The sequence below is a fragment of the Pseudonocardia sp. ICBG601 genome, from assembly GCF_020496245.1.
Genome location: NZ_JAHLJA010000146.1, coordinates 151,770 through 177,041 on the forward strand (window position 1 = coordinate 151,770; position 25,272 = coordinate 177,041).

General features: G+C 74.4%; 31 protein-coding genes and 3 tRNA genes. 15 read left to right on the forward strand and 19 right to left on the reverse strand.

Annotated elements, in window-relative coordinates; all coding sequences use genetic code 11:
- Positions 1-80: 80 nt before the first annotated feature.
- From KPL57_RS28575 to KPL57_RS28590, 4 genes are read left to right on the forward strand one after another with little or no spacing between them, the layout of a single operon-like run.
- Entirely contained in the window at positions 81-497 is a 417-nt protein-coding gene (locus tag KPL57_RS28575; RefSeq protein ID WP_226353845.1) for an SCP2 sterol-binding domain-containing protein, read from the forward strand.
- The gene (locus KPL57_RS28580; protein ID WP_226353846.1) at positions 494-1,273 is read left to right on the forward strand and encodes a coniferyl-alcohol dehydrogenase; all 780 of its coding nucleotides are present in this window, start codon (positions 494-496) and stop codon (positions 1,271-1,273) included. The genes KPL57_RS28575 and KPL57_RS28580 overlap by 4 nt, the downstream gene beginning before the upstream one ends.
- Before the next feature lie 37 nt (positions 1,274-1,310).
- Entirely contained in the window at positions 1,311-2,585 is a 1,275-nt protein-coding gene (locus KPL57_RS70430; RefSeq protein ID WP_226353847.1) for a cytochrome P450, read from the forward strand.
- Entirely contained in the window at positions 2,582-3,601 is a 1,020-nt protein-coding gene (locus KPL57_RS28590; protein ID WP_226353848.1) for an LLM class F420-dependent oxidoreductase, read from the forward strand. The genes KPL57_RS70430 and KPL57_RS28590 overlap by 4 nt, the downstream gene beginning before the upstream one ends.
- Positions 3,602-3,672: 71 nt before the next feature.
- On the opposite strand, the gene KPL57_RS28595 is transcribed toward KPL57_RS28590, so the two are convergent.
- Positions 3,673-4,779: an NDMA-dependent alcohol dehydrogenase gene (locus KPL57_RS28595; protein ID WP_226353849.1), complete on the reverse strand. Its 1,107-nt coding sequence runs from the start codon at positions 4,777-4,779 to the stop codon at positions 3,673-3,675.
- Between the two features lie 82 nt (positions 4,780-4,861).
- The gene (locus tag KPL57_RS28600) at positions 4,862-6,184 is read right to left on the reverse strand and encodes a sensor histidine kinase KdpD (RefSeq protein ID WP_226353850.1); all 1,323 of its coding nucleotides are present in this window, start codon (positions 6,182-6,184) and stop codon (positions 4,862-4,864) included.
- Positions 6,185-6,209: 25 nt separating this feature from the next.
- On the opposite strand from KPL57_RS28600, the gene KPL57_RS28605 reads away from it, so the two are divergent.
- From KPL57_RS28605 to KPL57_RS28620, 4 genes are all read left to right on the forward strand, one after another.
- A complete protein-coding gene (locus KPL57_RS28605; protein WP_226353851.1) occupies positions 6,210-6,875 on the forward strand; it encodes a response regulator transcription factor in 666 nt (221 codons plus the stop codon).
- Positions 6,876-7,016: 141 nt separating this feature from the next.
- Entirely contained in the window at positions 7,017-7,427 is a 411-nt protein-coding gene (locus KPL57_RS28610) for a sterol carrier protein (protein WP_226353852.1), read from the forward strand.
- Positions 7,428-7,519: 92 nt separating this feature from the next.
- Positions 7,520-7,804, forward strand: coding sequence for a hypothetical protein (locus tag KPL57_RS28615; RefSeq protein WP_226353853.1), 285 nt, complete (start codon positions 7,520-7,522; stop codon positions 7,802-7,804).
- Between the two features lie 59 nt (positions 7,805-7,863).
- Positions 7,864-8,964, forward strand: a complete 1,101-nt coding sequence (locus KPL57_RS28620) for a CaiB/BaiF CoA-transferase family protein (protein ID WP_226353854.1) — start codon at positions 7,864-7,866, stop codon at positions 8,962-8,964.
- A 72-nt stretch (positions 8,965-9,036) separates the two neighbouring features.
- On the opposite strand, the gene rplA is transcribed toward KPL57_RS28620, so the two are convergent.
- The 14 genes from rplA to rpmG (KPL57_RS28690) all read right to left on the reverse strand — a co-directional run bounded on the left by rplA (position 9,037) and on the right by rpmG (KPL57_RS28690) (position 14,422).
- Positions 9,037-9,759, reverse strand: coding sequence for a 50S ribosomal protein L1 (rplA, locus tag KPL57_RS28625; protein ID WP_226353855.1), 723 nt, complete (start codon positions 9,757-9,759; stop codon positions 9,037-9,039).
- A gap of 84 nt (positions 9,760-9,843) precedes the next feature.
- Positions 9,844-10,278 (reverse strand): 50S ribosomal protein L11, encoded by a 435-nt coding sequence (rplK, locus tag KPL57_RS28630; protein WP_073576496.1) that lies wholly within the window; start codon positions 10,276-10,278, stop codon positions 9,844-9,846.
- Between the two features lie 71 nt (positions 10,279-10,349).
- On the reverse strand, positions 10,350-11,279 hold the full coding sequence (nusG, locus tag KPL57_RS28635) for a transcription termination/antitermination protein NusG (protein WP_226353856.1): 930 nt from the start codon (positions 11,277-11,279) through the stop codon (positions 10,350-10,352).
- 58 nt (positions 11,280-11,337) lie between these two features.
- Complete coding sequence (gene secE / locus KPL57_RS28640; protein WP_062397901.1) at positions 11,338-11,685, reverse strand: preprotein translocase subunit SecE; 348 nt, start codon at positions 11,683-11,685, stop codon at positions 11,338-11,340.
- 132 nt (positions 11,686-11,817) lie between these two features.
- Positions 11,818-11,893, reverse strand: a tRNA-Trp gene (locus KPL57_RS28645).
- Positions 11,894-12,002: 109 nt separating this feature from the next.
- Positions 12,003-12,452 carry a MaoC family dehydratase gene (locus KPL57_RS28650; protein ID WP_226353857.1) on the reverse strand — a complete coding sequence of 150 codons (450 nt, stop codon included), beginning with the start codon at positions 12,450-12,452 and terminating at the stop codon, positions 12,003-12,005.
- A complete protein-coding gene (locus KPL57_RS28655; protein WP_100878745.1) occupies positions 12,449-12,916 on the reverse strand; it encodes a MaoC family dehydratase N-terminal domain-containing protein in 468 nt (155 codons plus the stop codon). Before KPL57_RS28655 ends, KPL57_RS28650 begins: the two co-directional genes overlap by 4 nt.
- A 26-nt stretch (positions 12,917-12,942) precedes the next feature.
- Complete coding sequence (gene rpmG, locus KPL57_RS28660) at positions 12,943-13,110, reverse strand: 50S ribosomal protein L33 (protein ID WP_020623293.1); 168 nt, start codon at positions 13,108-13,110, stop codon at positions 12,943-12,945.
- A gap of 42 nt (positions 13,111-13,152) precedes the next feature.
- A tRNA-Met gene (locus KPL57_RS28665) sits at positions 13,153-13,228 on the reverse strand.
- A gap of 40 nt (positions 13,229-13,268) precedes the next feature.
- Positions 13,269-13,341: transfer RNA gene (locus KPL57_RS28670), tRNA-Thr, on the reverse strand.
- Positions 13,342-13,467: 126 nt separating this feature from the next.
- Positions 13,468-13,773, reverse strand: a complete 306-nt coding sequence (rpsN, locus tag KPL57_RS28675; RefSeq protein ID WP_226353858.1) for a 30S ribosomal protein S14 — start codon at positions 13,771-13,773, stop codon at positions 13,468-13,470.
- Entirely contained in the window at positions 13,773-14,009 is a 237-nt protein-coding gene (gene rpmB / locus KPL57_RS28680; RefSeq protein ID WP_179761792.1) for a 50S ribosomal protein L28, read from the reverse strand. The genes rpsN and rpmB overlap by 1 nt, the downstream gene beginning before the upstream one ends.
- Before the next feature lie 3 nt (positions 14,010-14,012).
- The gene (rpsR, locus tag KPL57_RS28685) at positions 14,013-14,255 is read right to left on the reverse strand and encodes a 30S ribosomal protein S18 (RefSeq protein WP_226353859.1); all 243 of its coding nucleotides are present in this window, start codon (positions 14,253-14,255) and stop codon (positions 14,013-14,015) included.
- Positions 14,255-14,422, reverse strand: coding sequence for a 50S ribosomal protein L33 (gene rpmG / locus KPL57_RS28690; RefSeq protein WP_020623297.1), 168 nt, complete (start codon positions 14,420-14,422; stop codon positions 14,255-14,257). Before rpmG (KPL57_RS28690) ends, rpsR begins: the two co-directional genes overlap by 1 nt.
- Before the next feature lie 81 nt (positions 14,423-14,503).
- Here rpmG (KPL57_RS28690) and mrf point away from each other — a divergent pair, with 81 nt between their 5' ends.
- From mrf to KPL57_RS28720, 6 genes are all read left to right on the forward strand, one after another.
- Positions 14,504-15,757 carry a ribosome hibernation factor-recruiting GTPase MRF gene (gene mrf, locus KPL57_RS28695; protein WP_226353860.1) on the forward strand — a complete coding sequence of 418 codons (1,254 nt, stop codon included), beginning with the start codon at positions 14,504-14,506 and terminating at the stop codon, positions 15,755-15,757.
- Positions 15,757-15,936 (forward strand): 50S ribosomal protein L32, encoded by a 180-nt coding sequence (rpmF, locus tag KPL57_RS28700; RefSeq protein WP_226353861.1) that lies wholly within the window; start codon positions 15,757-15,759, stop codon positions 15,934-15,936. The genes mrf and rpmF overlap by 1 nt, the downstream gene beginning before the upstream one ends.
- A 91-nt stretch (positions 15,937-16,027) precedes the next feature.
- The gene (locus KPL57_RS28705; RefSeq protein WP_226353862.1) at positions 16,028-16,375 is read left to right on the forward strand and encodes a hypothetical protein; all 348 of its coding nucleotides are present in this window, start codon (positions 16,028-16,030) and stop codon (positions 16,373-16,375) included.
- A gap of 70 nt (positions 16,376-16,445) precedes the next feature.
- Positions 16,446-19,490, forward strand: a complete 3,045-nt coding sequence (locus KPL57_RS28710; RefSeq protein ID WP_226353863.1) for a LuxR family transcriptional regulator — start codon at positions 16,446-16,448, stop codon at positions 19,488-19,490.
- Between the two features lie 183 nt (positions 19,491-19,673).
- Entirely contained in the window at positions 19,674-21,374 is a 1,701-nt protein-coding gene (locus tag KPL57_RS28715) for a class I adenylate-forming enzyme family protein (RefSeq protein ID WP_226353864.1), read from the forward strand.
- Between the two features lie 210 nt (positions 21,375-21,584).
- Positions 21,585-22,301, forward strand: coding sequence for a hypothetical protein (locus tag KPL57_RS28720; RefSeq protein WP_226353865.1), 717 nt, complete (start codon positions 21,585-21,587; stop codon positions 22,299-22,301).
- A 6-nt stretch (positions 22,302-22,307) separates the two neighbouring features.
- Here the strand turns inward: KPL57_RS28720 and KPL57_RS28725 are convergent, their stop codons facing one another.
- Positions 22,308-22,538 carry a hypothetical protein gene (locus KPL57_RS28725; protein WP_224392286.1) on the reverse strand — a complete coding sequence of 77 codons (231 nt, stop codon included), beginning with the start codon at positions 22,536-22,538 and terminating at the stop codon, positions 22,308-22,310.
- A 211-nt stretch (positions 22,539-22,749) separates the two neighbouring features.
- Between KPL57_RS28725 and tenA the strand changes: the two genes are divergently transcribed.
- A complete protein-coding gene (gene tenA, locus KPL57_RS28730) occupies positions 22,750-23,418 on the forward strand; it encodes a thiaminase II (protein WP_226353866.1) in 669 nt (222 codons plus the stop codon).
- Between the two features lie 16 nt (positions 23,419-23,434).
- On the opposite strand, the gene KPL57_RS28735 is transcribed toward tenA, so the two are convergent.
- Entirely contained in the window at positions 23,435-23,839 is a 405-nt protein-coding gene (locus tag KPL57_RS28735; protein WP_226353867.1) for a phage holin family protein, read from the reverse strand.
- Positions 23,836-25,086, reverse strand: coding sequence for a serine hydrolase domain-containing protein (locus tag KPL57_RS28740; protein WP_226353868.1), 1,251 nt, complete (start codon positions 25,084-25,086; stop codon positions 23,836-23,838). Before KPL57_RS28740 ends, KPL57_RS28735 begins: the two co-directional genes overlap by 4 nt.
- Between the last annotated feature and the right edge of the window lie 186 nt (positions 25,087-25,272).

Sequence of the window (25,272 nt, forward strand, 5' to 3'; positions counted from 1 at the left end):
GGTCGGGTACTTCCGCAGTAACGTAATCTACGTTACGTTCGGGTGGCAAGGACGCGCACACACGACGACGTGGAGGAACCGTGCCCGGATTCGCCGACGAGGACGAGCTGTACCGCTACATCGGTGGCATCTTCGAGACCGCACTGGCCGACCCCGAGCTGGAGCCCAAGCTCCGCGGCACCGGCCTGGTCCTGCGCCAGCAGTGCACCGACCCCGACTCCGCGCTGATCATCGACCTGCCCGGGGCCAAGGTCTGGAAGGGCTCCGACGACGGCGCCCCCGAGCCGCAGGCCACGATGACCATGTCCACCGAGACCGCGAACGCCTACTGGCAGGGCACGGTCAACCTGACCTTCGCCATGGCCAAGGGCAAGGTGAAGGTCGACGGCACGGTCACCAAGCTCCTGCAGCTCGCGCCGCTGTCCAAGCGCCTGTTCCCGGCCTACGTCGAGCGTCTCAAGGCCGACGGCCGCGAGGACCTCCTGGTCACCAAGTGAGCCGCCGGGTACTGGTGACCGGTGCCGCGTCCGGGATCGGCGCCGAGGTCGCGCGCCGGTTCGTCGACGCCGGCGACGAGGTCGTCTCGCTGGACCTGAAGGACACCCCCGTCGGCGTCGCGCGGCACGTGCACTGCGACCTGTCCGACGTCGCGTCGATCGACGCCGCCGTCGCCGCCCTCGACGGGGAGTTCGACGCCCTCTGCAACGTGGCCGGGGTGCCCGGCACCGCGCCCGCGGAGCTCGTGCTGCGGGTGAACCTGCTCGGGCTCCGTCACCTGACCGAGTCGGTCGTCGAGCGGATCCGCCCCGGTGGCGCGATCGTGAACGTCGCCTCCATCGCCGGCTACGCCTGGGCGGGTCGGCTGGCGGCGCTGCGCGAGCTGCTCGCCACCGACACCGTCGACGAGGGGCTCGCCTGGTTCGCCGAGCACCCGCAGGCGGGCAACACCTACAACTTCTCGAAGGAGGCCCTGATCGTCTACACGATGCTCATGGCCCCCGTGTTCGGCGAGAACGGGGTGCGGATGAACGCCGTCTGCCCCGGGCCGGTCGAGACGCCCATCCTCGGCGACTTCGAGGAGTCGATGGGCAAGGAGAACCTCGACGCGCTCGCCGCGTTCCTCGGCAGGCACGCGGCCCCCGCCGACATCGCCGGACCGGTGCTGTTCCTGGCCGGCCCGGAGTCCGCCTGGATCAACGGGCACGCGCTCGTCGCCGACGGCGGCATCAGCGGTGCCGTGCTGACGGGCATGATCCCCCCACCCGAGATCTGATCCGGTTCCGACGACGCAACCGCGAGGAGGCAACCCCGTGACCACGACGGAGAAGCGCCCGTACGACCCGCTCGACATCTCCACCCAGGCGTTCTGGGCGCAGACCCCGGACGCCCGCGAGGAGCGGTTCGCCGAGCTGCGCCGCGAGCGACCGCTGTCCTGGCACCCGCCGGCCGAGACCGACCTGCTCCCCGACCCGGATGCCCCCGGGTTCTGGGCGCTGGTCACCCACGCCGACATCCAGGCCGTCAGCCGCGACGCCGAGACCTTCGCGTCCGGCCAGCAGTACGGCGGCGTGATGCTGGAGGACGTGCCCGAGGACATGCTGGAGGCCGCGCACTCCATCCTCGCGATGGACGCACCGCGACACCACCGCCAGCGCAAGGTCATCAGCTCGGTGTTCACCCCGCGTCGGGTCCGGCAGATCGAGGAGCAGATCGCCGAGCAGGCCCGGATCATCGTCGACGACCTGCTCGCGGGCGACGGCTCGGCGGACTTCGTGACCGCGGTCGCGGCGCGGCTGCCGATGTGGACGATCTCGCAGATGATCGGCATCCCGCCGGACAAGCGGCAGGAGGTCGCCGACGCCGCCAACGCCATGGTCGGCTGGAACGACCCGGACTACATCGGCGAGGGCGACCCGATGGCGGTGCTGCTCAACGGGCTGATGACGCTGCACACCGCGTCGTTCGAGCTGTCCGCGCTGCGCCGCGAGGAGCCCGCCGACGACCTGATGACCGCCCTGGTCCAGGCCGAGGTCGACGGCGACGCGCTCACCGACGAGGAGATCGCGGCGTTCTTCGTGCTGCTCTGCGTCGCGGGCAACGACACCACCCGGCAGACCTCCAGCCACGCGATCCTCGCGCTGGACCGCAACCCCGAGCAGAAGCGGCTGCTCACCGAAGAGTTCGACGACCGGATCAAGCCGGCCGTCGAGGAGTTCGTCCGCTGGGCCAGCCCGGTGCTGACCTTCCGGCGGACCGCGACCCGCGACACCGAGATCCGCGGGCAGAGGATCGCCGAGGGCGAGCGGGTCGTGATGTTCTACCACTCCGGTAACCGCGACGACGCCGCGTTCACCGACCCGCACGTCTTCGACATCACCCGCGCCGAGAACCCGCACGTCGGCTTCGGCGGCGGCGGCCCGCACTTCTGCCTGGGCCACCACCTCGCGAAGACGCAGCTGCGGGCCCTGTTCCACGAGCTGCTCACCCGGGTGCCGGACCTGTCGGTCGGCGAGCCGGAGTGGCTGACCGGCAACTTCATCAACGGCATCAAGCGGCTGCCGGTGACCTTCGGGACCGGCTCGTGAAGCTCGGTCTGGCGCTGGGCTACTGGGGTGCCGGGCCGCCGCCGGGGACCGTGGAGAAGGTCGACGCCGCCGAGGACCTCGGCTTCGACTCGATGTGGACGGCCGAGGCCTACGGCTCGGACGCGTTCACCCCGCTGTCCTGGCTCGGTTCCCGCACCACGCGGATGCGCCTGGGCACCTCGGTCGTACAGATCTCCGCGCGCACCCCGACGGCGACGGCGATGGCCGCCATGACCCTGGACCACCTGTCCGGCGGGCGGATGGTGCTGGGCATCGGCGCGTCCGGGCCGCAGGTCGTCGAGGGCTGGTACGGGCAGCCGTACCCGAAGCCGCTGGCCCGCACCCGGGAGTACGTGGCGGTCCTGCGGGACACGATCGCCCGGGAGAAGGTCGGCTCCGACGGGCCGCACTACCCGATCCCGTACCCGGGCGGCACCGGGCTGGGCAAGCCGCTGCGCTCGACGCTGCACCCGTACCGGACCGACCTGCCGATCCTGCTCGCGGCCGAGGGCCCGAAGAACGTCGCACTGGCCGCCGAGATCGCCGACGGCTGGCAGCCGCTGTTCTACGCGCCCCGGCACGACGCGCACTACCGCGAGTCCCTCGACGCCGGGTTCGCCGCCCGCGGCGGGCGCCCGGACGGCTTCGAGGTCGTCTGCATGGTGCAGGTCGTCGTCGACGACGACATCGAGGCCGCCGCGGACCGGATCCGCCCGTTCCTCGCGCTCTACATCGGCGGGATGGGCGCCAAGGGCGCTAACTTCCACTACGAGGTCTTCGCCCGCATGGGCTACGACGACGAGTGCGCCCGCATCCAGGAGCTCTACCTGGGCGGGGACAAGGACGCGGCCGCGAAGGCCATCCCGACCTCGATGGTCGAGCAGGTGGCCCTGATCGGCCCGAAGGCGAAGATCGCCGAGGAGCTGCCGGTGTTCCGCGACTCGCTGGTCACGACGATGGTCGTCGACGGCAGCCCGGAGCACCTGCGCACCGTGCGCGAGCTCGTCGACGGCTGACCCGCTCCCCCACGCCGACGGCCCCGGTCCCGCTCGTGCGGGCCGGGGCCGTCGGTGCGCGCCGGGGGCGGTCAGTAGCGGATCAGGCCGCGGATGTTGCGTCCGGAACGCATGTCCTCGTAGCCCTCGTTGACCTGGTCGAGGGTGTACTCCTTGGTGATCAGCTCACGGAGCTTGAGGTGGCCGAGGTTGTGCATCTCCAGCAGGCGCGGGATGTCGAACTGCGCCGCGGAGCTGCCGAACAGCGCACCGCGGATCTGCTTCTCGTAGAGCGTGAGGTCGAGCAGCGACAGCGACGCCGTCTCCTCCTCGGCGCGGGCCAGCGCGGTGACGACGACCCGGCCTCGCTTGCCGACCAGCTGCAGCGCGGGCTGCAGGTCGTCGCCCATCGCGACGCCGGTGCACAGGATCGCCGCCTCGGCCATCTGCCCGCGGGTCACCTCGCTGACGATCTCCCAGGCCTCGTCGATGCTCGCGGCGACGTGCGTGGCGCCCAGCTCGCGGGAGCGCTCCCGCTTGTGCCCGACCGGGTCGACGGCCACGACGTAGCGGCAGCCCGCCGCCCGGGCGCCCTGCACCGCGTTCGCACCGATGCCGCCGATCCCGATGACGACGGCGGTGTCCCCGGCCCGCAGGTCGGCGGTGCGCACCGAGGAGCCGAAGCCGGTGGTGACGCCGCAGCCGACCAGCGCGGCCAGGTCGAGCGGGAAGCCCTCGTCGATCTTCACGGCGGACTTCACCGGGACCACGGTGTGCCGGGCGAACGTGCCGAGCAGGCACATCTGGCCCAGGTCCTCGCCGCGGGCGTGGAACCGGTAGGTGCCGTCGAGCTGCGGGCCGAGGGTGGCTCCGGCGCCGTCGTTGCAGAGGTTCGGCTGGCCCTTGGAGCAGTACGGGCAGCGCCCGCAGGAGGGCAGGAAGGTCATCACGACCGGGTCGCCGATCTCGAGCTCGGTGACGCCCGGGCCGACCTCGATGACCCGGCCCGCGCCCTCGTGGCCGCCGACCATCGGCAGGACCGCGGGCAGGTCACCGGTCACGAGGTGCTCGTCGGAGTGGCACAGCCCCGACGCGGTCAGCTCGACCATCACCTCCCCGGCGTTCGGGGAGTCGAGCTCGACCTCCTCGATCTCCCACTTGCCACCGGGTTCCCACAGCACCGCTGCCGTCGTACGCATGGCGGTCGATCCTGGCCGGGCGGAGACCTCCGGCACAGCCGTCGCCCGCGCCAGCGCTGGCCCCCGGGTGCCAGACCGGTCCTCAGGCGCCGGCGAGCGGCAGGGTGAGCCGGGCGACGAGGCCGCCGCCCTCGCGCGGGAGCAGGCTCAGCTCACCGTCCATCGCGGACGCGAGCGCCTCGGCGATCCACAGGCCCAGCCCGGCCGTACCGCGGCGCTCCCCCAGCGCGACGCCCTTGGCCGTCACGACGCCCTCCTGACCCGCGGGCAGCCCGGGCCCGCGGTCGCGGACCTCGGCGGTGAGCACGGCGCCGTCGTGGGCCAGGTGCAGCTCCACGACCTCGTCGCCGGAGTGCCGGGCGGCGTTCTCGGCCAGGTTGGTGAGCATCCGGCGCAGCCGCTGCGGGTCGCAGTGGACCGCGGCCCCGGCCGGTTCGACGACCGGGTGCCGCCGGTGCGCGGCGATCCCGGCGGCGTCGAGCACGGCGTCGGCCAGCTCGGCGAGCGCCACGCGGCGGGGCCGGTCGCGCCCGAGCGGGCTGCCGTCGGCGACCGCCAGGTCGGCCAGCCCGTCGAGCATGTCCTGGAGGTGGGCGGCGTGGTCGGCGAGCAGCCGCGACGCCCGCCGGGCGGCGTCCCCGCCCAGCCTGCCCGCGGCGAGGTCGGCCGACAGCGCGGTCAGCGAGGCGACCGGGGTCCGGAACTCGTGCAGCACGACGCGGGCCCCGTCGAGCCGGGCCCGGCTCTGGGACACGATCCGGTCCCGCAGCGCGCGCTCGGACAGGTAGCGCTCGTGCTCGCTCTCGGCCCGGGCCCGGGTGGTGGCGATGTCGGCGAGCTGGCGTTCCAGCAGGCGCACGAGGACCCCGGTGAGCACCGCCGTCGCGAACAGGAAACCGGTCCACCACAGTCCCGCGACGACCGCGGCGCCGACCGTGACCCCCGGGGCGGAGCCGAGCAGCGCCGCCGCGGTGTAGCCGACGCCGAGACCGAGAGCGACGAGCTGCCCGAGCCGGTGCCCGCCGCGCAGCGCGATCGCGATGACGACCAGCGGGAGCGCGGCCACCATCGGGCTCGCCACCCCACCGGTGAGCCCGCAGGCGAGCAGGGCTAGCAGACCGTCGACCCCGGTCAGCACGGCCGGCGGGACGGGCAGCCGCCCGCGGAGCACCGAGACGACCCCGAGCGCGGCCGCGTAGACCGCGCTCAGCCCGATCAGGACGGCAGCCACGACCGGTCCGCCCCCGGTGAGGTCCGGCCGGGCCACCAGCAGGCCCACCGCGCCGAGCACGACACAGATCCTCAGGACGACGGCCTGGCGCTCCTCCCGGGTGCGTTCGGGCAGTTCACCGGCGGGCGCGGTCACGGTCGGGGCCTCTCGGGAGCGGACGGGGTCGGCGGCCACACTAGGCTCACCGACCATGCCGCCCGTGCCGACAGCGCCGCACGTGGTCGTCATCGTCGACGACCACGCCCTGTTCGCACAGGGCCTCGCCCTGCTGCTGGAGTCCCGCGCCGGGGACACCTTCCGGGTCGCGGACTCGACCACCGCCGGGGAGGACGCCGTCGCGCTGGTCGGGAAGCACCGGGCCGGGATCGCGATCGTCGACCTCGCACTCCCCCCGCTGGGCGGGGTGGAGACGATCCGCCGGGTCAAGGCCGCCTACCCCGCCACCCGGGTGCTGGCGCTGTCGGGCACCGAGGACCTGGACCTCGCCGCCGCCGCGATGCGCGCCGGCGCCGACGGCTACCTGGGCAAGTCCGCCGACCCGGAGGTGCTGGTCGCGCCACTGCTGTCGATCGCGGCCGGGGTGCGGGTGCTGCGCGCGGAGCTGCTCGACGCCCTGCTCGTCGCGGCCGACCGCACCGCCGACGGCCTGCTCGACCGGCTCGGTGAACGCGACATCGAGCTGTGGACGCTGCTGGCACGGGGTTTGGAGACCGCCGACATCGCCCGCCCGATGCTGGTCAGCGAGCGCACCGCCAAGCGCATGATCGCCTCGCTGCTGCACAAGCTGGGCGCGGCGAACCGGATCGAGGCGGCCGCGCTGGCGGGGCGCTGCGGGCTGCTCGACGAGCACCCGGCCGGTCGCTGAGATCCGCCCCGGCCCGCCGCACGGCCCGGACGGGCCAAGCCTGGCCCGGTGATCGGCTGCGCGCCCCGGACGGCGCGGGACAGACTCGCCGCGACGTGCCGGGCGGCATCCTGCCCGGCCACATCTCGCGAGGAGGCGCTGATGGCCGTGTTCGCCGACGAGGCCGAGGTCTACGAGTACCTGGGCGGGGTGTTCCGGATCGGGATGGCCGACCCGGACCTGGTGGCGAAGCTGCAGCCGTCCGGGGTCGTCCTGCGGATCACCTACACGAACCCGGACGCCGTCCTCACCGTGGACATGCCGAACTCGGAGATCCACACCGGCGCCGGGCAGGGCCCCGACCCGAACATCGAGCTGTTCATGTCCGCCGACACCGGCAACCGGTTCTGGCTGGGCAAGGTCATCCTCCCGGTCGCGCTGGCCAAGGGCGACGTCCGCGCCAAGGGCCCGGTCTCGAAGGTCCTCAAGCTGCTGCCGATCGCCAAGCAGCTCTTCGGCCCGTACAAGGCGAAGCTCGAGGCCGAGGGCCGCGAGGACCTGCTGAAGGCCTGACCACGATCGGGTGAAGACCCCCGGCCGTCCGGCCCGCCACGACGGCGCCCGGCGAGACTGGGGGTCGACCCCACCCGACGGAGGCGCCGGCGATGGACAACATCTGGCTGGACGTGCACGCCTGGCAGCCGCTGCGGGGCGTGCTGCACCGGATGACCGAGATCGAGTGCGACGCACCCGACCCGCTGCCCCGCGACTTCGACGAGTGGCACGGCTGGGCCGAGGCCTGCCTGCTGGAGGTCGCGACGCGCGACGGCTGGCAGCACGGCCGCTACGCCTACACGATCCAGGAACGGGACGAGACCGACCATCCCGTCCGTGAGATCGGCAAGGACATCTGGGACTACGAGGAGCCGGCTCGCGAGTCGACCGGCTGAGCACCGGCGCCGGGTCGCTACCGTCGCCGGGAACCATTCGCGCGACGAGGAGGTCCACGGTGACACGGGGCAAGGGTCCGCTGGCCGGACTGAAGGTGATCGAGCTGGCCGGGATCGGGCCGGGGCCGCACGCGGCGATGATCCTGGGCGATCTCGGGGCGGACGTCGTCCGCATCGACCGGCCGTCGGGCGGGCTGAAGCTCGGGTCCGACGCGGTGCCCGACCCGACGGCGCGCGGCCGTCGCTCGGTCACCGCGGACCTGAAGGACCCGGCGGGCCGGGAGACCGTGCTGCGGCTGGTCGAGTCCGCCGACGTCCTCCTGGAGGGCTACCGGCCGGGCGTCACCGAGCGCCTCGGCGTCGGCCCCGAGGACTGCCACGCCCGCAACCCGCGCCTGGTCTACGGGCGGATGACCGGCTGGGGCCAGGACGGCCCGATGGCGCCGCGCGCCGGGCACGACCTGAACTACATCTCGCTGACCGGTGCGCTGCACGCGATCGGCCGCGCCGGGGAGCGCCCGGTCCCGCCGCTGAACCTGGTCGGGGACTTCGGTGGCGGGTCGATGCTGCTCGTCGTCGGCGTGCTGGCCGCGATATGGGAGGCGAAGGCCTCCGGGCAGGGCCAGGTCGTCGACGCCGCCATGGTCGACGGCGTCAGCGTGCTGAACCAGATGTTCTGGGGCTTCCTGTCCCAGGACGCCTGGGTCGACGAGCGCGACTCCAACCTGCTCGACGGGCACGCCCCGTTCTACGACACCTACACCTGCGCCGACGGCGGGCACATGGCCGTCGGGGCGCTGGAGCCGCAGTTCTACGCCCAGCTCATCGCCGGCCTGGGGCTCACCGAGGACGAGCTCGGCCCGCAGTACGACCGCGGCGGCTGGCCGGCCATGCGGGCCCGGTTCACCGAGGTGTTCGCCTCCAAGCCCCGCGACGAGTGGGCCGCGGTCTTCGAGGGCACCGACGCCTGCACCACCCCGGTGCTGTCGTTCGCCGAGGCCCGCGAGAACGCGCACCTGACCGCGCGCGGCACCATCGTCACCTCCGACGGCGTGCCCCAGGCCGCGCCGGCTCCGCGCTTCTCCCGCACGGTCACCGAGACCGCCGGTCGCGGCACCGGACCGGAGAGCGTCGAGGACGTCCTGCGCGACTGGGCCTGACCCCGCACACGACGACGCCCCCGGTTCCGCAGGGAACCGGGGGCGTCGTCGTGTCAGGCGCTGATCAGCCGATCAGTCGGTCTCCTCGTCCGCGACCAGCAGGTTGCGGGTGCGGTTCGGGTCCACCGGGATGCCCGGCCCGGTGGTGGTGGAGACGGTGATCTTCTTGACGTAGCGGCCCTTGGCGGCCGACGGCTTGAGCCGCAGGATCTCGTCGTAGGCGGCGCCGTAGTTCTCCACCAGCTTCTCGGTGTCGAACGAGGCCTTGCCGATGACGAGGTGCAGGTTGGCCTGCTTGTCGACCCGGAAGTTGACCTTGCCGCCCTTGATCTCGTTGATGGCCTTCGTGACGTCCGGCGTCACGGTGCCCGTCTTCGGGTTCGGCATCAGGCCACGCGGGCCGAGGATGCGGGCGATGCGGCCAACCTTGGCCATCTGGTCAGGGGTCGCGATGGCGGCGTCGAAGTCGAGCCACCCGCCCTGGATCCGCTCGATGAGGTCCTCGGCGCCCACGGCGTCGGCGCCGGCGGCCTCGGCCTCGGTGGCCTTGTCGCCGGTGGCGAACACGATGACCCGGGCGGTCTTACCGGTACCGTGCGGCAGGTTCACGGTGCCGCGGACCATCTGGTCCGCCTTGCGGGGGTCGACGCCCAGCCGCATCGCGACCTCGACGGTCGCGTCGGTGTTCTTGCTGGCCGTGTCCTGGGCCAGCTTCGCCGCGCTGAGCGGCGAGTAGAGGCGGTCCGCGTCGATCTTCGCGGAGGCCTCACGGTAGGCCTTGCTGCGCTGTGCCATCTGTCCTCGTCTCCTTCAGAGGTCAGGTCGTGGTAGGAGCCGCGCCCGGCTCTCCCACGCGTACGGGTGGTGTGGGGGGCTCGCTCAGCCGTCGACCGTGATGCCCATCGACCGGGCGGTGCCGGCGATGATCTTGGCGGCCTGGTCGAGGTCGTTCGCGTTCAGGTCGTTCATCTTGACCTGGGCGATCTCCCGGACCTGGGCCATGGTCACGCTGGCGACCTTGGTCTTGTGCGGCTCGCCGGAGCCCTTCTCGACACCGGCCGCCTTGAGCAGGAGCCGCGCCGCGGGCGGGGTCTTCAGCTCGAAGGAGAACGACCGGTCCTCGAAGACCGAGATCTCGACCGGCACGATGTTGCCGCGCTGGGCCTCGGTCGCCGCGTTGTAGGCCTTGCAGAACTCCATGATGTTGACGCCGTGCTGGCCCAGTGCGGGGCCGACCGGCGGGGCCGGCGTCGCTGCGCCTGCCTGGATCTGGAGCTTGATGATCGCGGAGAGCTTCCGCTTCTTGGGGGGCATGTCCGTTCCTCAGTGATCGATGTGCACGCCACGCGGCCCTGCCATGCCGCGGACGTTCCTCACGGGTGCGATCAGATCTTGGAGACCTGGTTGAACCCGAGCTCGACCGGGGTCTCCCGGCCGAAGATCGAGACCAGCACCTTGAGCTTCTGGGCGTCGACGTTGACCTCGGAGATGCTCGCGGGGAGCGTGGCGAACGGGCCGTCCATGACGGTGACCGACTCGCCGACCTCGAAGTCGACCTCGATGGTGGGGGCGCCGCCGGACGAGCCGGAGCCGCCGCCGGACGCGCGGCTGCCGGCCTCGGCCTCCTTCTTGGGGGCCTCGACCTTCGGCAGCAGGAACTTCACGACCTCGTTGATCGTCAGCGGCGAGGGCTTGGACGTCGCGCCGACGAACCCGGTGACGCCCGGCGTGTTCCGCACCGCGCCCCAGGACTGGTCGTTGAGCTCCATCCGCACCAGGATGTAGCCGGGCAGCACCTTGCGCTGGACCTTCTTGCGCTGCCCGTTCTTGATCTCGGTGACCTCTTCGGTGGGCACCTCGACCTGGAAGATGTAGTCCTCGACGTCCAGGGTCTGCGCCCGGGTCTCGAGGTTCGACTTCACCTTGTTCTCGTAGCCCGCGTAGGAGTGGACGACGTACCAGTCGCCGGGCGCGCGACGCAGTGCGGCGCGCAGCTCCTCCTCCGGGTCCACGTCCTCGGCCGGCTCCTCCGCGACGGCGTCCGCCTCGTCGGCGTCGGTCGCGCCCGCCTCGGCGGTGTCGTCCTCGGCGGTCGGGGCGTCCTCACCCTCGAGCGTCTCGGCCACGGCGCCGGGGGTGGAGTCGTCGTCGGCCTCGGTGTAGTCGCCGGAGACGACGTCCTCACCGTGCGCCGCCTCGACGTCGGCGTCCTGGACGGACTGCTCGGGCAGCGTCTCGTCGGCCGCGTTCTCGGCGACGGCGTCGATCGCGGCCTCGTCGGCCGCCTCGTCGTACGCCTTGCTGTCGGAGGTCACGTCCTACTCGCTTCCATTGTTCGGTGTCGGTCGGAGCCGGTCGGCGTTCGTACTCGCGTCAGTTGCCGAACAGCAGGGCGACGCCCTCGGCGAACGCCGAGTCCAGCACGAACACCAGCGCCACCATGATCGACACGAAGATCAGGACCGCGATGGTGTACTTCACCATCTGGCCGCGGTCGGGCCAGATGACCTTGCGGAGCTCGGCGACGACCTCGCGCAGGAACCGGGCGAGCCGGGCGAAGAGCGACGGCTTCTTCTCCTTCGTCGCCGCAGTGGCGCGGGTCGGGGTGGCACGGCCCTTGCCGGGGGTGCTCGCGGAGCCGGAGGCCCGCCGCCCACGACGGTCGGCGGCGTTGCTCGGGCGCTCCCGCCCGGGCCGCTCCGACTCGTGCTCGTCGCTCACGCGTGTCGCCCTCCGCACGTGGCGGGCGTCCGCCCGCCCTCGGTCACGTCCTCCGCTTCGGGAGAACCCTCGTCGCTTCGCCGTCCGTGCCGTCGGCCGCGCCGCCGTGATCTCCGGCGGCCTGCGGCGTCGTGGCAGGGGTGACAGGACTTGAACCTGCAACCTGCGGTTTTGGAGACCGCTGCTCTGCCAATTGAGCTACACCCCTTTGCCCCGATCCGCCACGTGGCGGCGGGGCGGACGCAACGGATCATCCGGTGCGTCCGGCTGGAACGAGTGTACGCACCCGCTTCCGCGGGCCCGTACCCCGGGTCGCCTCACCCCGGGAGGACGACCTCGGCGCGGGCCCGGCCGAGCACCGTCTTCCCCTCGAAGGCCGCCTTGAGATCGACGACGGCGATCCGCTCCCCGCCCTCCTCGCGCACCTCGGCGACGGTGCCGGAGAGCTCGACGGTGGCGCCGGTGTCGTCGTCCGGGACGACGACGGGCCGGGTGAAGCGGGTGCCGTAGCTGCGGATCGCGGCCGGGTCCCCGGTCCACGCGGTCAGCACGCGGCCGGCGAGGGCCATCGAGAGCATCCCGTGCGCGATCACACCGGGCAGTCCGGCGACCGAGGCGACGCGGTCGCTCCAGTGGATCGGGTTGAGGTCGCCGGAGGCACCGGCGTAGCGCACCAGGTCGGCGCGGGTGACCTGCACGGTCAGCGACGGCAGCACGTCGCCCTTGGCGCAGGCGGCGGCGGTCTGCGGGGTCAGCGGTGCACTCACGCGTCCCCCTCGCTGCCCGCGTCCTCACCGGCGGGACTGACCAGCATCGAGTGCGTGGTCGCCACCGGCTCGCCCGCCGCGTCGGTGACCTCGCAGCGCAGCGTCAGCATGTGGTTGCCGGCCCGGGTGCGCAGCTCGTCGACGTGCAGCACCGTGGTGAGCTCGTCGCCGGCGACGACCGGCCTGCGGAACGTGATCCGCTGGTCGCCGTGGACCATGCGGGTGTAGTCCCACCCGAACGCGGGTTCCCGGAGGAAGCCCTCGATGACCGGCATCGTGAAGCAGGTCGGGAACGTCGGCGGGGCCACCAGGTCGGCGTGACCCGCGGCACGTGCCGCGTCCACGTCGCGGAAGAGCGGATCGCCGTCACCGATGGCGACGGCGAACTCGCGGATCTTCTCGCGACCGACCTGGTACGGCCCGACCGGGTCCGAGCTGTGCCCGACCCAGGACTGGTCGACCACTGTCAGCTCCGGGAGTCGCTACGCACTCAGCGGGTCTCGCGGTGCGCCCGGTGGGTGCCGCAGTTCGGGCAGAACTTCTTGATCTCGAGCCGGTCGGGGTCGTTCCGCCGGTTCTTCTTGGTGATGTAGTTGCGGTGCTTGCACTCCTCGCAGGCCAGAGTGATCTTCGGCCGCACGTCCGTGGCCTTGGCCATCGCGGGTGCCTCCCAGCATGTCTCGTGAATGATGCGCCAACGTGGTGACGATGGCCGGACTTGAACCGGCGACACAGCGATTATGAGCCGCTTGCTCTACCAACTGAGCTACACCGTCATGCAAGAAGCCCCGCCGCATGCGGCGAGGCCCCTTGTAGAGCCCCCTTACGGAATCGAACCGTAGACCTTCTCCTTACCATGGAGACGCTCTGCCGACTGAGCTAAGGGGGCGGCAGCACCGGTGTCCCGCGGGCCCGAGGGCCTCGCTCTCACCGACGGGAAGAACTTTACACCGGGGTTCCGGGCCCCCGAACGGGGGGTCCCGGAACCCGGTTCCTGCAGGTCAACCGCTGTTCGTCACCAGCTCGACTTGCGGACACCCGGCAGTGCGCCGTCGTGTGCGAGCTCGCGCAGCCGGACCCGCGACACCCCGAACTTGCGGAGGTGCCCGCGGGGGCGTCCGTCGACCGAGTCGCGGTTGCGGACCCGGGTCGCGCTGGCGTCGCGCGGCTGGCGGCGCAGCTCGGCGACCGCGGCGGCCCGCTCCGGCTCCGGCGTCGACGGGCGGGCGACGATCGCCTTGAGCTCGGCCCGCCGCTCGGCGTAGCGGGCGACGATCTGCTTCCGCCGCTCGTTCTTCGCGATCTGCCCGGTCGTGGCCATCAGACCTTCACCCCGTTCGCCCGGATCTTCGCCACCGCTGCGGAGACACCGATCCGGTCCACCGTCCTGATGCCCTTCACCGAGAGCGTGAGCCGCACCCAGCGGTTCTCCTCGGCCAGCCAGTAGCGGCGGGTCTGCACGTTGGGGTCCCAGCGCCGGCTGGTGCGCCGGTGGGAGTGCGAGACCGACTTGCCGAAGCCCGGCTCGCGGCCGGTCAGGTCACAGCGCTTCGCCATCGCTCACCGTCCCGCGTGCGGGTAGGGCAGCAGGGCCATCTCCCGCGCGTTGCGGATCGCGGTGGCCACCTGCCGCTGCTGCTGGCCGGTGAGTCCGGTCACCCGGCGGGCGCGGATCTTGCCGCGGTCGGAGATGAACGTGCGCAGCAGCGCGGCGTCCTTCCAGTCCACGTGCTCGATCCCCCGCTGCTTCAGCGGGTTGGGCTTGCGGCGCGGCGCGCGCACCGGCTTGGCACGTGCGGGCATCAGCGCTCCTCCTTGAACTCGACGTGCCTGCGCACCTTCGGGTCGTACTTGCGCAGGACCAGGCGGTCCGGGTCGTTGCGGCGGTTCTTGCGGGTCACGTAGGTCGTGCCCGTCCCCGCCGTCGAGCGCAGCTTCACGATCGGCCGGACGTCGGTCGACTTGGCCATCGCGCCCCTCCTCTCAACATGGGAATCGTTTTCGTTTACGCTACACCGGACCGTGACCACGTCCGACTCCGGGAGGAAGACATGACCGAGCTGGTGGTCCTGTGCGGGACCGAGCCCGACGGGGTGGAGCGGACGATCACGCGGATGCGCGAGCTGGACCCGGGTGTCGTCGTGCTCCACCACGACCTGCGTGACCTGGGCCGCGGTGTGGTGCACCGGCGGCTGCGCGACGCGGGCCGCGACGAGCGCACCGTGCTGGAGCTCGCCCACGGCTGTGTGAGCTGCACCATCCGCGAGGACGTGCTGCCGACCCTGGCCGCGCTGGCCGGGACGGTGGACCGGGTGGTACTGCACCTGGACCCGCGCCTGGAGCCGGAGCCGGTGTGCTGGGCGCTGGGGGCGGTGGTGTTCGAGCCGCCGGGTGGCGGCGAGGCCTGCACCGCGACCGACCTCGTCGACCTGCGCGGGGTGGTGGCCGTGCTCGACCCGGACCGCTGGTTGGACGACGCCACCGGGGACGCGACCCTGCCCGAGCGCGGGCTGTCCACGCTGCCCGACGACGAGCGGACCGTCGCCCAGCTCGCCGTCGGGCAGGCCGAGTTCGCCGACGTCCTGGTCCTGACCCGCGCGGTCGGGCCCGGGGGCGCGGACCGGACCGCCGCCGTCCTGGACCGGCTGTGCCCCACCGCACCCCGGCTGCTCGCCGGGCGTGCCGACCACCGGGTCTTCTGCGACGGGCTCGGGCCCGAGGCCCGCCGGGGCGTCCCGGGCGGGGTGCACGACCCGCTGCTGCGCGGGGCACCCCCGCTGGACGCCGACAGCGGCGTCCGCACCCTGCTGTTCTCCGCGCGTCGCCCGTTCCACCCGGACCGGCTGCACGAGGCGATCGACAGCCTGCTCGACGGCGTCGTGCGCGCCCGGGGCCGCGTCTGGCTCGCCACCCGTCCCGACGCGGTGCTGTGGGTGGAGAGCGCGGGCGGCGGCATGCGGATCGGCCACGCCGGTGACTGGCTGGCCGGCGCCGACGAGCAGGCGTGGACCGAGGCCGGTGACCAGCGCCGGGCGATGGCCGCGCTGGCCTGGCACCCGCGCTGGGGCGACCGCGCCCAGGACCTCGTCGCGATCTGCCACGACGCCGACCCCGACGAGATCGACGCCGCCCTGCGCTCCGCGCTGCTCACCGACGCCGAGATCGCCGCGGGCGAGGACGCCTGGGCCGCCCTGCCCGACCCGTTCGGCTGGGCCCACGACGAGCCCTGCGCCGAGTCCGAGCCCGTGGGGCCCGCCGCCCTGGACGACCCCACCGTCCGTTCCGACCGAGAAGGAGACCTCTGATGGCCGTTCCCAAGCGACGGATGTCGCGATCGAACACCCGGCACCGCCGGTCGCAGTGGAAGGCGACCACGCCCGACCTGGTGCCGGTCACCCTGGAGGGACGCCGGCACCTGGTGCCGCGCGCCCTCGTCCCGGCCTACCGCCGGGGCCTGCTGCCCCCGCCCGCCGGGCGGGACTGAGGGGACCCCTTACCCGCGGGCCCCGGGCGGCCCGCGGGACGGCGTGATCGCCCGATGCCCGGGCGACCCCCTCAGCCGCAGTGTCGTCACCATGCTGATGACACACATCCCGATGGACCATCTCGTCGCCCTCGCCGAGCAGCGGCAGGCCCGGCTGCGGGAGGAGGCGGACCGGTACCGCACGGAGCGGCTGCTGCGCGGCGCGGCCGGCCCGTCGGCGGTGGGACGGCTGTGGCTGCGGCTGCGTGCCCGGCTCACCGCCGCCCGGCCGCCGGTCCCCCGCGGGACCGCCGTCGCCGGACCGGCACCGGACCGGACACCCCACCCGCCCCGGGCCGCGCGGCACCCGTCGGCGCCCCGCGGCCCGGTCCCCCCGGTACGGACCGGGCGGGACCCGGTGGCACCGGGCGGGCGGGTCCCGGCCGGGCCGCGTGCCTGAGCCGCGCCGACGGGCGGGTACCGCCGTCGCGGCCCCGGGAGTGTCGGTGTCCCGTGCCACGATTCGCTCCATGACGGCGGGAGGGACCCACGGGGGCGGCGCGACCGGCCCGGACCCGGACGATCTGGTGGGCCGCGCGGACGAGCTCGCCGGCCTGCTCCGCGACCTCGACGCGGCCCGGGCCGGTCGGGCCCGCGCCGTGCTGCTCGCCGGGGAGGCGGGGATCGGCAAGTCCCGGCTCGCCACCGCACTCGGCCGGGCCGCCGCGGGGGCGGGCGCGCAGGTCGTCGTCGGGCGGTGTCTCGACGCGGGCGGCGCCGCACTCCCCTACCTGCCCTTCTCCGAGGTGCTCGACGCGCTGGCCCGGGCGGGCACCGCGCTGCGGCCGGTGCTCCACGGGCTGCTGCCCGGCGCGGCGGAGGCACCCCGTCCCGCGGCGGGCGACGGGGACTCCGGGCGCCTGCAGGTGTTCGACGCGGTGGCCGGTGCCGTGCGCGACGCGGCCGCGGCGGCGCCGCTGCTGGTCGTGCTGGAGGACCTGCACTGGGCGGACCGCTCCACCCGCGAGCTGCTCGCGTTCCTGCTCGCCCGGCTGGGCTCGCAGCGGCTGCTGGTGCTGGGCACCTACCGCTCCGACGACCTGCACCGCAGGCACCCGCTGCGCGCGTCGCTGGCCGAGCTCGTCCGGCTGCCCGCCGTCCGCCGGGTCGAGCTCGGCCCGCTCACGCCCGACGCCGTGCTGGCCCTGGTCCGGGCCCGGGCGGCCACCGGGGGTGTCGACGAGGCCACCCTGCGCCGGATCGCCGCCCGCAGCGAGGGCAACGCCTTCTACGCCGAGGAGCTGGTCGCGGCGGGGTCCGACGGTCTGCCGGGCGGCCTGGCCGACGTGCTGCTCACCCGGCTCGACCGGCTCGGCGGACCGGCGCGCGAGGTGCTGCGGGTGGCCTCGCTGGCCGAGCGGAGCATCCCCCACGACCTGCTGCGCGACGCGTCCGAGCTGTCCGCGGCCGAGCTGGAGGCGGGGCTGCGGGAGGCGGTGTCGCACCACCTGCTCGTCCCGGACCCGGCGCCCGGTGCGGAGTCCTACGCCTTCCGGCACGCCCTGCTCCGCGAGGCCGTGCACGACGACCTGCTCCCGGGCGAGCGGGTACGGCTGCACGCGCGGCTCACCGCGCTGCTCGCCCGCCGGGACGACGCCCCCGGGGTGGCCGCCGCGCTCGCCCGGCACGCGCTGGCCGCCCACGACCTGCCGCGGGCGCTCGCCGCGTCGGTGCGCGCCGCCGAGGAGGCCCACCGGCGGCACGGCCCGGCCGAGATGCTGGCCCACGCCGAGCGGGCACTGGAGCTGTGGTCGGCCGTCGAGGACCCCGAGCGGCTCACCGGTGTCACCGAGAGCGCGCTGACCCGGGAGGCGGCCTGGGCGGCGAGCGCCTCGGGCGACCCGGAACGGGGCATCGCCCTCGGGGCCCGTGCGGTCCGGGTCGCCGACCTCGGCGAGGATCCGCACGCCAGGGCCGTGGCGCGCCGGCACTACGCGATGCGGCTGCTCGACAGCGGGGCCCGGCTGGACGCGGCGGTGGCCGCGGCCACCGAGGCCGTCGAGCTGCAGGCCGGAGGCCCACCCGGCACGGAGCTGGCCTGGGCGCACGCCGTGCTCGCGCGGACACACCTCAGCGCCGACCACGCCGAGCCCGCCTGGTCGCACGCCCGCGCGTCGCTGGCGGTGGCCCGTGCCGTCCACGACACCGCGCCGCCCGCGGAGGGGTCGGCCGCGTACCGCGACCTCAGCGCGGTCTGCGCGGACGCCCTCATCACCCTGGCCTTCTGCGCCCGGATGGAGGGGGACCCGCAGGCGGCCCGGGACCGGCTCGCCGGGGCGGCCTCGCTGGCCGCCGCGTCCGGGAACCGGGTCGTCGAGCTGCGGACGGTGTGGAACCGCGGGGTGTCGTTCATCGAGGACGGCCTGCTCGACGCCGCCGCGGACGAGCTCGCCGAGGGGGCCCGCCGGGCCGCCGCGTACGGCCTGGTCTGGGGCGGGTACGGCCTGGAGTTCCGGATCGCGCAGGTCCGCGTCGACGTCCAGCGCGGGGAGTGGGACGCCGCCGTCCGGACCGCCGCGGACGTCGACCCCACGCTGCCGCTGCGCGTCACCGGCCTGCTGGCGGTGGCGGGGGCGCTGGTCGGCGTGGCCCGCGGCGACCTCGACGGCGCCGAGGAGCTGCTCTCCGCGCTGGCCACCGAGCCACCGGTGCACGACCAGGCCGCGCTGCTGCAGGGCGTCGTCGGGGCCGAGTCGGCGCGCTGGCGCGGCGACCCGGCCCTGGCCGTGGACCGGGTCGCCACCGCGCTCGGGGTGCTGCGGGCGGAGTACCCGCACCACCTCGGCGAGCTGGCGCTGTGCGCACTGGGCGCGGCGGCCCGTGCCGATCTCGCGGAGGCCGCCCGCACCGCGGGCGACCCGGCGGGGGCGCAGGCGCACGCCGGGGCGGCGGCCGTCCTCGCCGACGAGGCCGCGCGCACCGCCGAGCGCGGCCTGCCCCGCGGGACCGCGGTCGGGCCGGAGGGCCGGGCGTGGCTGGCCCGGGCCCGCGCCGAGGCCGCCCGGGCCCACGGCGGGGCGGCACCGCAGGTCTGGGACGCCGTCGTGGAGACCTTCGCCGGGTACGGCGACGGCTACCGCGCCGCGGAGGCCCGGTGGCGGCGGGCCGAGGCTCTGCTCGGACGGGCGCATCGCGGTGGGCCCGGCACCGACGGCGAGGCCGACCGCCGCGCCGCCGCCGAGGACCTGGCCGTCGCCGCGACCGGGGCCGACCGGCTCGGGGCGCGCCCGCTCGCCGAGGCCGTCGCCGCGCTGCGGCTGCGGGCAGGCGACGGCGGTCCCCGGCCCGCGCCGCCGTCCGGTGACGGCGGTTCCCCGCTCACCCCGCGCGAGCACGCGGTGCTGGAGCTGGTCGCGCACGGGCTGACCAACCGGGCCGTCGGCGAGCGGCTGTTCATCTCCGAGAAGACCGTGAGCGTGCACCTGTCCCGGGCGATGGCGAAGCTCGGCGCCTCCGGCCGCGCCGAGGCGGTCGCCCTCGCGCACTCCCGGGGGCTGCTCACCCCCCGCGACTGAGATCCGGGGCCCGCCGGTCTGTCCCCTCCGGACCGGACCGGGCCCGTGCGGGCCGTGACGTGTGCCACCCGCCGTGCCTAGGGTCGGTCGTGCCGCACGTCATCGGCAGACCGATGGAGGTCGCATGGTCGTCCACGGGGTCGTCCCGTCGTCCCGGACCGGTAGCGGGGCGGGGGTGACCGCATGATCGCCCGCTCGCCCGCCCCGGCCCTGGACGTGCCCGCCCTGCCCGCCTCCGCGACGCTCCGCGGCGCGGCCGACCGGTTCGGCGACGCGACGGTCCTGCACCAGGCCGGGCACGAGGTCTCCTTCCGCGGGCTGCTGGCCCGCGCCTCGGCGTTCGCGCACGCGCTGCACGCCGACGGGGTCGGCCGCGGCGACGTCGTCGCGCTGCACCTGCCGAACTGCCCGCAGTACGCGATCGGCTACTGGGGCACGCTGCTGGCCGGGGCGACCGTCACCCCGGCGAACCCGCTGCTCGCACCGGACGACCTGGGCGCGCAGCTCGCGGACGCGGGGGCGGCCGTCGTCGTCAGCTGGGAGGCGGCGCTGCCCGCGGTGCTCGCCGCGCGGCCGGCGACGTCGCTGAAGCGCGTGCTCGTCACCGGTGCCCACGGCGACCCGGAGCAGCTGCCCCCGGAGGTGACCGGGCTCTCCGCGCACCTCGACGGCAGGCCGGCCACCCCGCCGGGCACCGACCTGGAGGTGGACCCGGACCGCGACCTCGCCCACCTGGCCTACACCGGTGGCACCACCGGCCGGTCCAAGGGCGTGCGGGTCACCCACCGGCACGTGCTCACCAACGCGCTGCAGGCCGCCTGCTGGGGCACCGGCGCCCGGCCGGACGTGACCGCCACCGCGCACGGGCCCGGCGTCGTCCTGGCCGACCCCGGCCCGGCGTCGGAGTTCCCGACCCCGCTCGGCACGGGGCGGGCGATCGGGATCGCCCCCTGGTTCCACGCGATGGGCACGATCGGCGGGCTCAACGTCCCGCTGCTCACCGGGACGACGACGATCGTGCACGCCCGCTTCGACCCGCGCGCCTACCTGGCCGACGCCACCCGGTTCGCCGTCACCTCACTGTCCGGCGCGCCGCCGGTGTACGCGGCGCTGCTCGCCCACCGCGAGGCCGCCGGGGACCTGTCCTCGGTGCGGTCGCTGACCTCGGGCGCGGCACCGCTGCCGGTCGAGATCATCCGGGCGCTGCGCGACTGGTTCGGCGAGGACCTGGTCATCTCCGAGGGCTACGGCCTGACCGAGGTCACGATGGCCGCCACCCTCGGCCCCGCCGCCCGGTCCGCGGACCGGCGCCCGGGCACCGTCGGGCAGCCGATCGCGGGCACCGAGATCCGCATCTCCGGACCGGACGGCGAGGAGCTCGACGCCGGCGCCGAGGGCGAGGTGTGGATCCGCGGGCCGCAGGTCACCGGTGGCTACCACCGGCGCCCGGCCGAGACCGCGGCCGCCTTCGACGGCGACGGGTGGCTGCACACCGGCGACGTCGGCGTCCTCGACGACGACGGCTACCTGCGCATCGTGGACCGGCTCAAGGACATGCTGCTCCACAAGGGCTACAACGTGTACCCGCGCGACCTGGAGGAGCGGCTGCTGGCGCTGCCGGGCGTGACCGGTGCCGCCGTCGTCGGGCGCCCGGTGGGGGTCGACGGCGAGCACCCGGTCGCGTTCCTGACCACCGCGCCCGGCGCCGACGGGGCCGCGGTCCGCGCCGCCGTCGACGGGCTGAACGAGCGCCTGCTGCCCTACCAGCGGCTGCGGGAGGTGCACCTGGTCGGGGCGATCCCGGTCTCGGCGGCGGGGAAGGTGCTCAAGCGGGACCTCCGCGAGCAGCTGCCGGACCTGTCCCCGGACGTGGCGAAGGAGTGACGGACAGCCACCCTGCGTGAGGGAACGGGCGCTGCGCGGGTGGCCCTGTACGTCCGATGGGTGGAGTAGTCACTCCGACGGTTGGCGTAGGGGATGACCGGATAACAGGCTGGTCGTACGACACGACAGACGGGTGGAAGCAGGAGCCGGCGGCGCGCACCGGATCCCGAAGAACCCCGTATCGACTCCCCCGAGATCGTGGTGATCGTCATGTCCGCGCCCGCCGTCCACATCCCCAGCCCGCGCCGCCCCCTGGGCGCCGCCCCCGCCACCCCGTCGGTCCCCGCACCGCGGGCCGGTGGGACCGGGCGTGCGGACCGGGTCGAGGGGCGGCACCGCCGTCGCGAGGGCCACGTCGACCTGCCGGCGCCGCGCCGGGAGCGTCCGCGGTCGACCTCGCCGCAGGCACCGGGCATCCCCGCACCGCGGCCGGCGTCGCCGGGTTCGTCGGCGGGCCGTCCGGGCCCGGCGGCGCAGCACCCCGCCGTCCCCGCACCGCGTCCGGCCGGTGGCCCCGTCCCGGCGCCCCGCCGAACCGGCACCACCGCCCGCCCGCTCGGAGACACCCCGGCACGCGGTCCCGTCGCCGTCCCGGCCCAGGCGGGCCCGGCCGGTGTCGCGCAGCCCGCGGCCGCCGCCGGAGCGCGGCGACGCACCACCGACACCCCGGCGCCGGTCACCGGCACGGTCCCCCACGGGGTCCGGCCCGGGTCCGGGCAGCTGCACGCCGTCGGCGCGGACCGGGACGGCGCCGGGCGCACCGGCGGGCCGTCGGCCGTCGCACGCACCCTGGACGTCCTGGGCCGGGTCGGCAGCATCACCACGATCGCGGCCATGCTGGTCCTGTCCGCCGCGCTGGCCGGGCTCGCCGACGGCACCCCGCCGAGCGGCGCGGCCGCCGAGGTCGCCGTGACGACCCTGCGCTGAGCGGAGTCAGGCCGCGTCGGAGCGCGCCGCCCGGTCCGGCGGCACCGCCTTCATGACGTGGTCGACCAGGTCCAGGACCATCCGGTTCCCGCCGAGGCGGTACCCGAAGTCCTCCCAGCCGAGCAGCTCGCGCGAGATCAGCTCGCCGACCGGGCCGGGGTAGATCCGGGTCGCGCGGAACGCGGCCGCGCGGATCCGCATCTTCTCGTGGTGATCCATGGGTTGGGGGTCAGTCATACCCTCACCTCCACGTCAGGGGGACTGGACGTGGCGCGTCCTCCACACTGAGTGGCTCGCCTGCGTTCCATGGTGACACCCCCACGCCGGAGCACCAGACGACGTGCGCAGGATCTCAGGCGCCGTGTCACCGGGGTGTTCCCCGCCGGTCACGCCGGCGTTGCGCGGGCGATCACACGACCGGCCGGGCCCCGGTGGATACCGTGGCCGCATGGCCGACCGCACCCGGGACCTGCTCTGGTCCGACGTCGACACCCTGTACGGGGCGATCCTCGCCCACCCGTTCGTCACCGGGCTGACCGACGGCTCGCTGCCGCACGAGACGTTCCGGCACTACATCGTCCAGGACGCGCACTACCTGCGCGGCTACGCCACAGCGCTCGCCGTGTGCGCGGCGAAGGCCCCGACCGACGACGACACCCTCATGTTCGCCGAGCACGCCGCCGGCGCGATCGCCGCCGAGCGGGAGCTGCACGCCGACCTGCTCGGCGCGCTCGGCCTCACCTCGGAGCAGGCCCGCGAGCTGCCGGTCGCCCCGGCCACCCGCGCCTACGTCAGCTACCTGCTCGCGGCCGCCTACGGTGGGTCCTACGCCGAGGGCGTCGCCGCGGTGCTGCCCTGCTACTGGATCTACGGCCGGGTCGGCGAGCACCTGGTCGGCGCAGGCTCCCCCGACCCGGTCTACCAGCGCTGGATCGACATGTACGCGGGCGAGGAGTACCACGCCGTCGTCGAGGCCGTGCTGGACGCGACCGACCGGGTCGGCGCCGCCACGTCGCCGGCGGAGCTCGCCCGCATGCGCGAGCACTTCACGACGACCTCGCGCTACGAGTGGATGTTCTGGGACGGCGCGTACCGCCGGGAGACCTGGCCGGTCTGAGCCCGGCCGGGTCACCTCAGCGGTTGTCGAGCCGGTCCGGGATCACCAGGTGCAGGAAGAACGACACGATCCCGACGACGATCGCGCCCCAGAACGCCGCCCAGAACCCGTCGACGGTGAACGGCAGGTTCAGCACCGACGAGAGCCAGCCCGTCAGCAGGAACATGAGCGCGTTCACCACGAGTGCGAACAGGCCCAGCGTGAGGATGTAGAGCGGGCAGCCCAGCGTCGCCACGATCGGCTTGACCACGGCGTTGACCAGGCCGAACACCAGGGCCACGCCGATCAGCGTGAGGATCGAGGTGGAGGTGCCTGCGCTCTCCAGCCGGATGCCGCCGACCAGCACCGTCGCCACCCACAGCGAGGCGGCGACGACGAGCGTGCGGATGGTGAAGGTGAGCACGGGGCTCGGTGGAGTCATCGGTCGGTCACCGCCTGCTGGACCAGCGTCTGGAGCTGGGATCGGATCGGGTAGGTGCTGGAGGGGACGAGCTGGGTCATGAAGACGACCACCAGGTCGTCGACGGGGTCCACCCAGAACGCGGTGGAGGCCAGCCCGCCCCAGGCGAAGGTGCCCTCGTTGGCGAAGCCCTTCGTCGCCGCCCCGTCGACGACGACGGAGAAGCCGAGGCCGAACCCGACACCGGCGAACGCCGACTCGGAGAAGATGGGCCGGCCGACGGTGTCGAGGTCGGCGCCGCCGGGGAGGTGGTTGCGGGTGGCCCGGGCCAGGGTGCGCGGGCCGAGGATGCGGGCGCCGTCGAGCTCGCCGCCGCGGGCGAGCATCCGGGCGAACCGCAGGTAGTCGCCGGTGGTGGACAGCAGTCCGCCGCCGCCGGAGAGGAAGGTGGGCTCGCGGGTCGCGGACCGGGCGAGCGCCTTGTTCTCGACCAGGCCGCCGCCGGGGCGGGCGTTGTAGAGCGTCGCGAGCCTGCCGGCCTGCGCGGACCCCTCCGGCACCCAGAACGCGGTGTCGGTCATCCCGAGCGGGCCGGTGATCTCCTCGCGGAGGAACTCGTCGAGCCGGCGCCCGGACGCGACCTCGACGACCCGGCCGAGCACGTCGGTGGCCACCGAGTAGTTCCACTCCGTGCCCGGCTGGAACAGCAGCGGGAACGACGCGAAGTGCTCGCTCGCGGCCGCGAGGTCCATCCCGGACGGAGCGCCGAACTCGAAGCCCTTGGAGCGGTACATCTCGTCGACGGGGTGGGCGTGGTGGAAGCCGTAGGTCAGGCCCGCGGTGTGGGTCAGCAGGTGGTGCACCCGCATCGGCTCGACGGCCGCGTCGGTCCCCGGGTTGAGCGCCGAGCCGCCGCGGTAGACGCGCTGCTCGGCGAACGCCGGGATGTAGCGCGACACCGGGTCGGTGAGCTCCAGGGCGCCCCGCTCGGCGAGCATCAGGACCGCGACCGAGGTGATCGGCTTGGTCATCGAGTAGATGCGCCAGAGCGTGTCGTCGGTCACGGGGGCGGCGGAGTCGAGGTCGCGGACGCCGAGGTGGGTCAGGTGCGCGAGCCGGTCGTGCCGGGCGACGGCGATCGTCGCGCCGGCGAGGCGGCCGTCGTCGACGTAGCGGCGGAAGTGGCTGTCGATCCGGGCCAGCCGGGCGGGGTCGAGGCCGACCTCCGCCGGGTCCGCCTCGAGCGTGCCGAAGGTCGGGGAGGTCACGATCACGACCCTACCCGCGGGCCGCGTCCACAGTTCTGACGATCCTGCGGCCCGGCGCGTCACGCGGCGGGCGCCCGCTCGTACTACCGGGAGTGCCCCGCGGGGCACGCGGACGCCGGCGGGGGCCGGTGCCCGCCCACGCGTCGTGGCCGGTCCGAACGGGGAGCCCGGGCGGGCCACGGCGCG

Coding starts and splice junctions, on each gene's coding strand:
- KPL57_RS28595 (WP_226353849.1), bottom strand. CDS start 4,779: ATGCGTACGACGGCAGCGGTGCTGTGGGAACCCGGTGGCAAGTGGGAG.
- KPL57_RS28610 (WP_226353852.1), top strand. CDS start 7,017: ATGGCCGTGTTCGCCGACGAGGCCGAGGTCTACGAGTACCTGGGCGGG.
- KPL57_RS28615 (WP_226353853.1), top strand. CDS start 7,520: ATGGACAACATCTGGCTGGACGTGCACGCCTGGCAGCCGCTGCGGGGC.
- rplA (WP_226353855.1), bottom strand. CDS start 9,759: ATGGCACAGCGCAGCAAGGCCTACCGTGAGGCCTCCGCGAAGATCGAC.
- rplK (WP_073576496.1), bottom strand. CDS start 10,278: ATGCCCCCCAAGAAGCGGAAGCTCTCCGCGATCATCAAGCTCCAGATC.
- rpmG (WP_020623293.1), bottom strand. CDS start 13,110: ATGGCCAAGGCCACGGACGTGCGGCCGAAGATCACTCTGGCCTGCGAG.
- rpsN (WP_226353858.1), bottom strand. CDS start 13,773: ATGGCCACGACCGGGCAGATCGCGAAGAACGAGCGGCGGAAGCAGATC.
- rpmB (WP_179761792.1), bottom strand. CDS start 14,009: ATGGCGAAGCGCTGTGACCTGACCGGCCGCGAGCCGGGCTTCGGCAAG.
- rpsR (WP_226353859.1), bottom strand. CDS start 14,255: ATGCCCGCACGTGCCAAGCCGGTGCGCGCGCCGCGCCGCAAGCCCAAC.
- rpmG (WP_020623297.1), bottom strand. CDS start 14,422: ATGGCCAAGTCGACCGACGTCCGGCCGATCGTGAAGCTGCGCTCGACG.
- mrf (WP_226353860.1), top strand. CDS start 14,504: ATGACCGAGCTGGTGGTCCTGTGCGGGACCGAGCCCGACGGGGTGGAG.
- rpmF (WP_226353861.1), top strand. CDS start 15,757: ATGGCCGTTCCCAAGCGACGGATGTCGCGATCGAACACCCGGCACCGC.
- KPL57_RS28705 (WP_226353862.1), top strand. CDS start 16,028: ATGCTGATGACACACATCCCGATGGACCATCTCGTCGCCCTCGCCGAG.
- KPL57_RS28710 (WP_226353863.1), top strand. CDS start 16,446: ATGACGGCGGGAGGGACCCACGGGGGCGGCGCGACCGGCCCGGACCCG.
- KPL57_RS28715 (WP_226353864.1), top strand. CDS start 19,674: ATGATCGCCCGCTCGCCCGCCCCGGCCCTGGACGTGCCCGCCCTGCCC.
- KPL57_RS28720 (WP_226353865.1), top strand. CDS start 21,585: ATGTCCGCGCCCGCCGTCCACATCCCCAGCCCGCGCCGCCCCCTGGGC.
- KPL57_RS28725 (WP_224392286.1), bottom strand. CDS start 22,538: ATGACTGACCCCCAACCCATGGATCACCACGAGAAGATGCGGATCCGC.
- tenA (WP_226353866.1), top strand. CDS start 22,750: ATGGCCGACCGCACCCGGGACCTGCTCTGGTCCGACGTCGACACCCTG.
- KPL57_RS28735 (WP_226353867.1), bottom strand. CDS start 23,839: ATGACTCCACCGAGCCCCGTGCTCACCTTCACCATCCGCACGCTCGTC.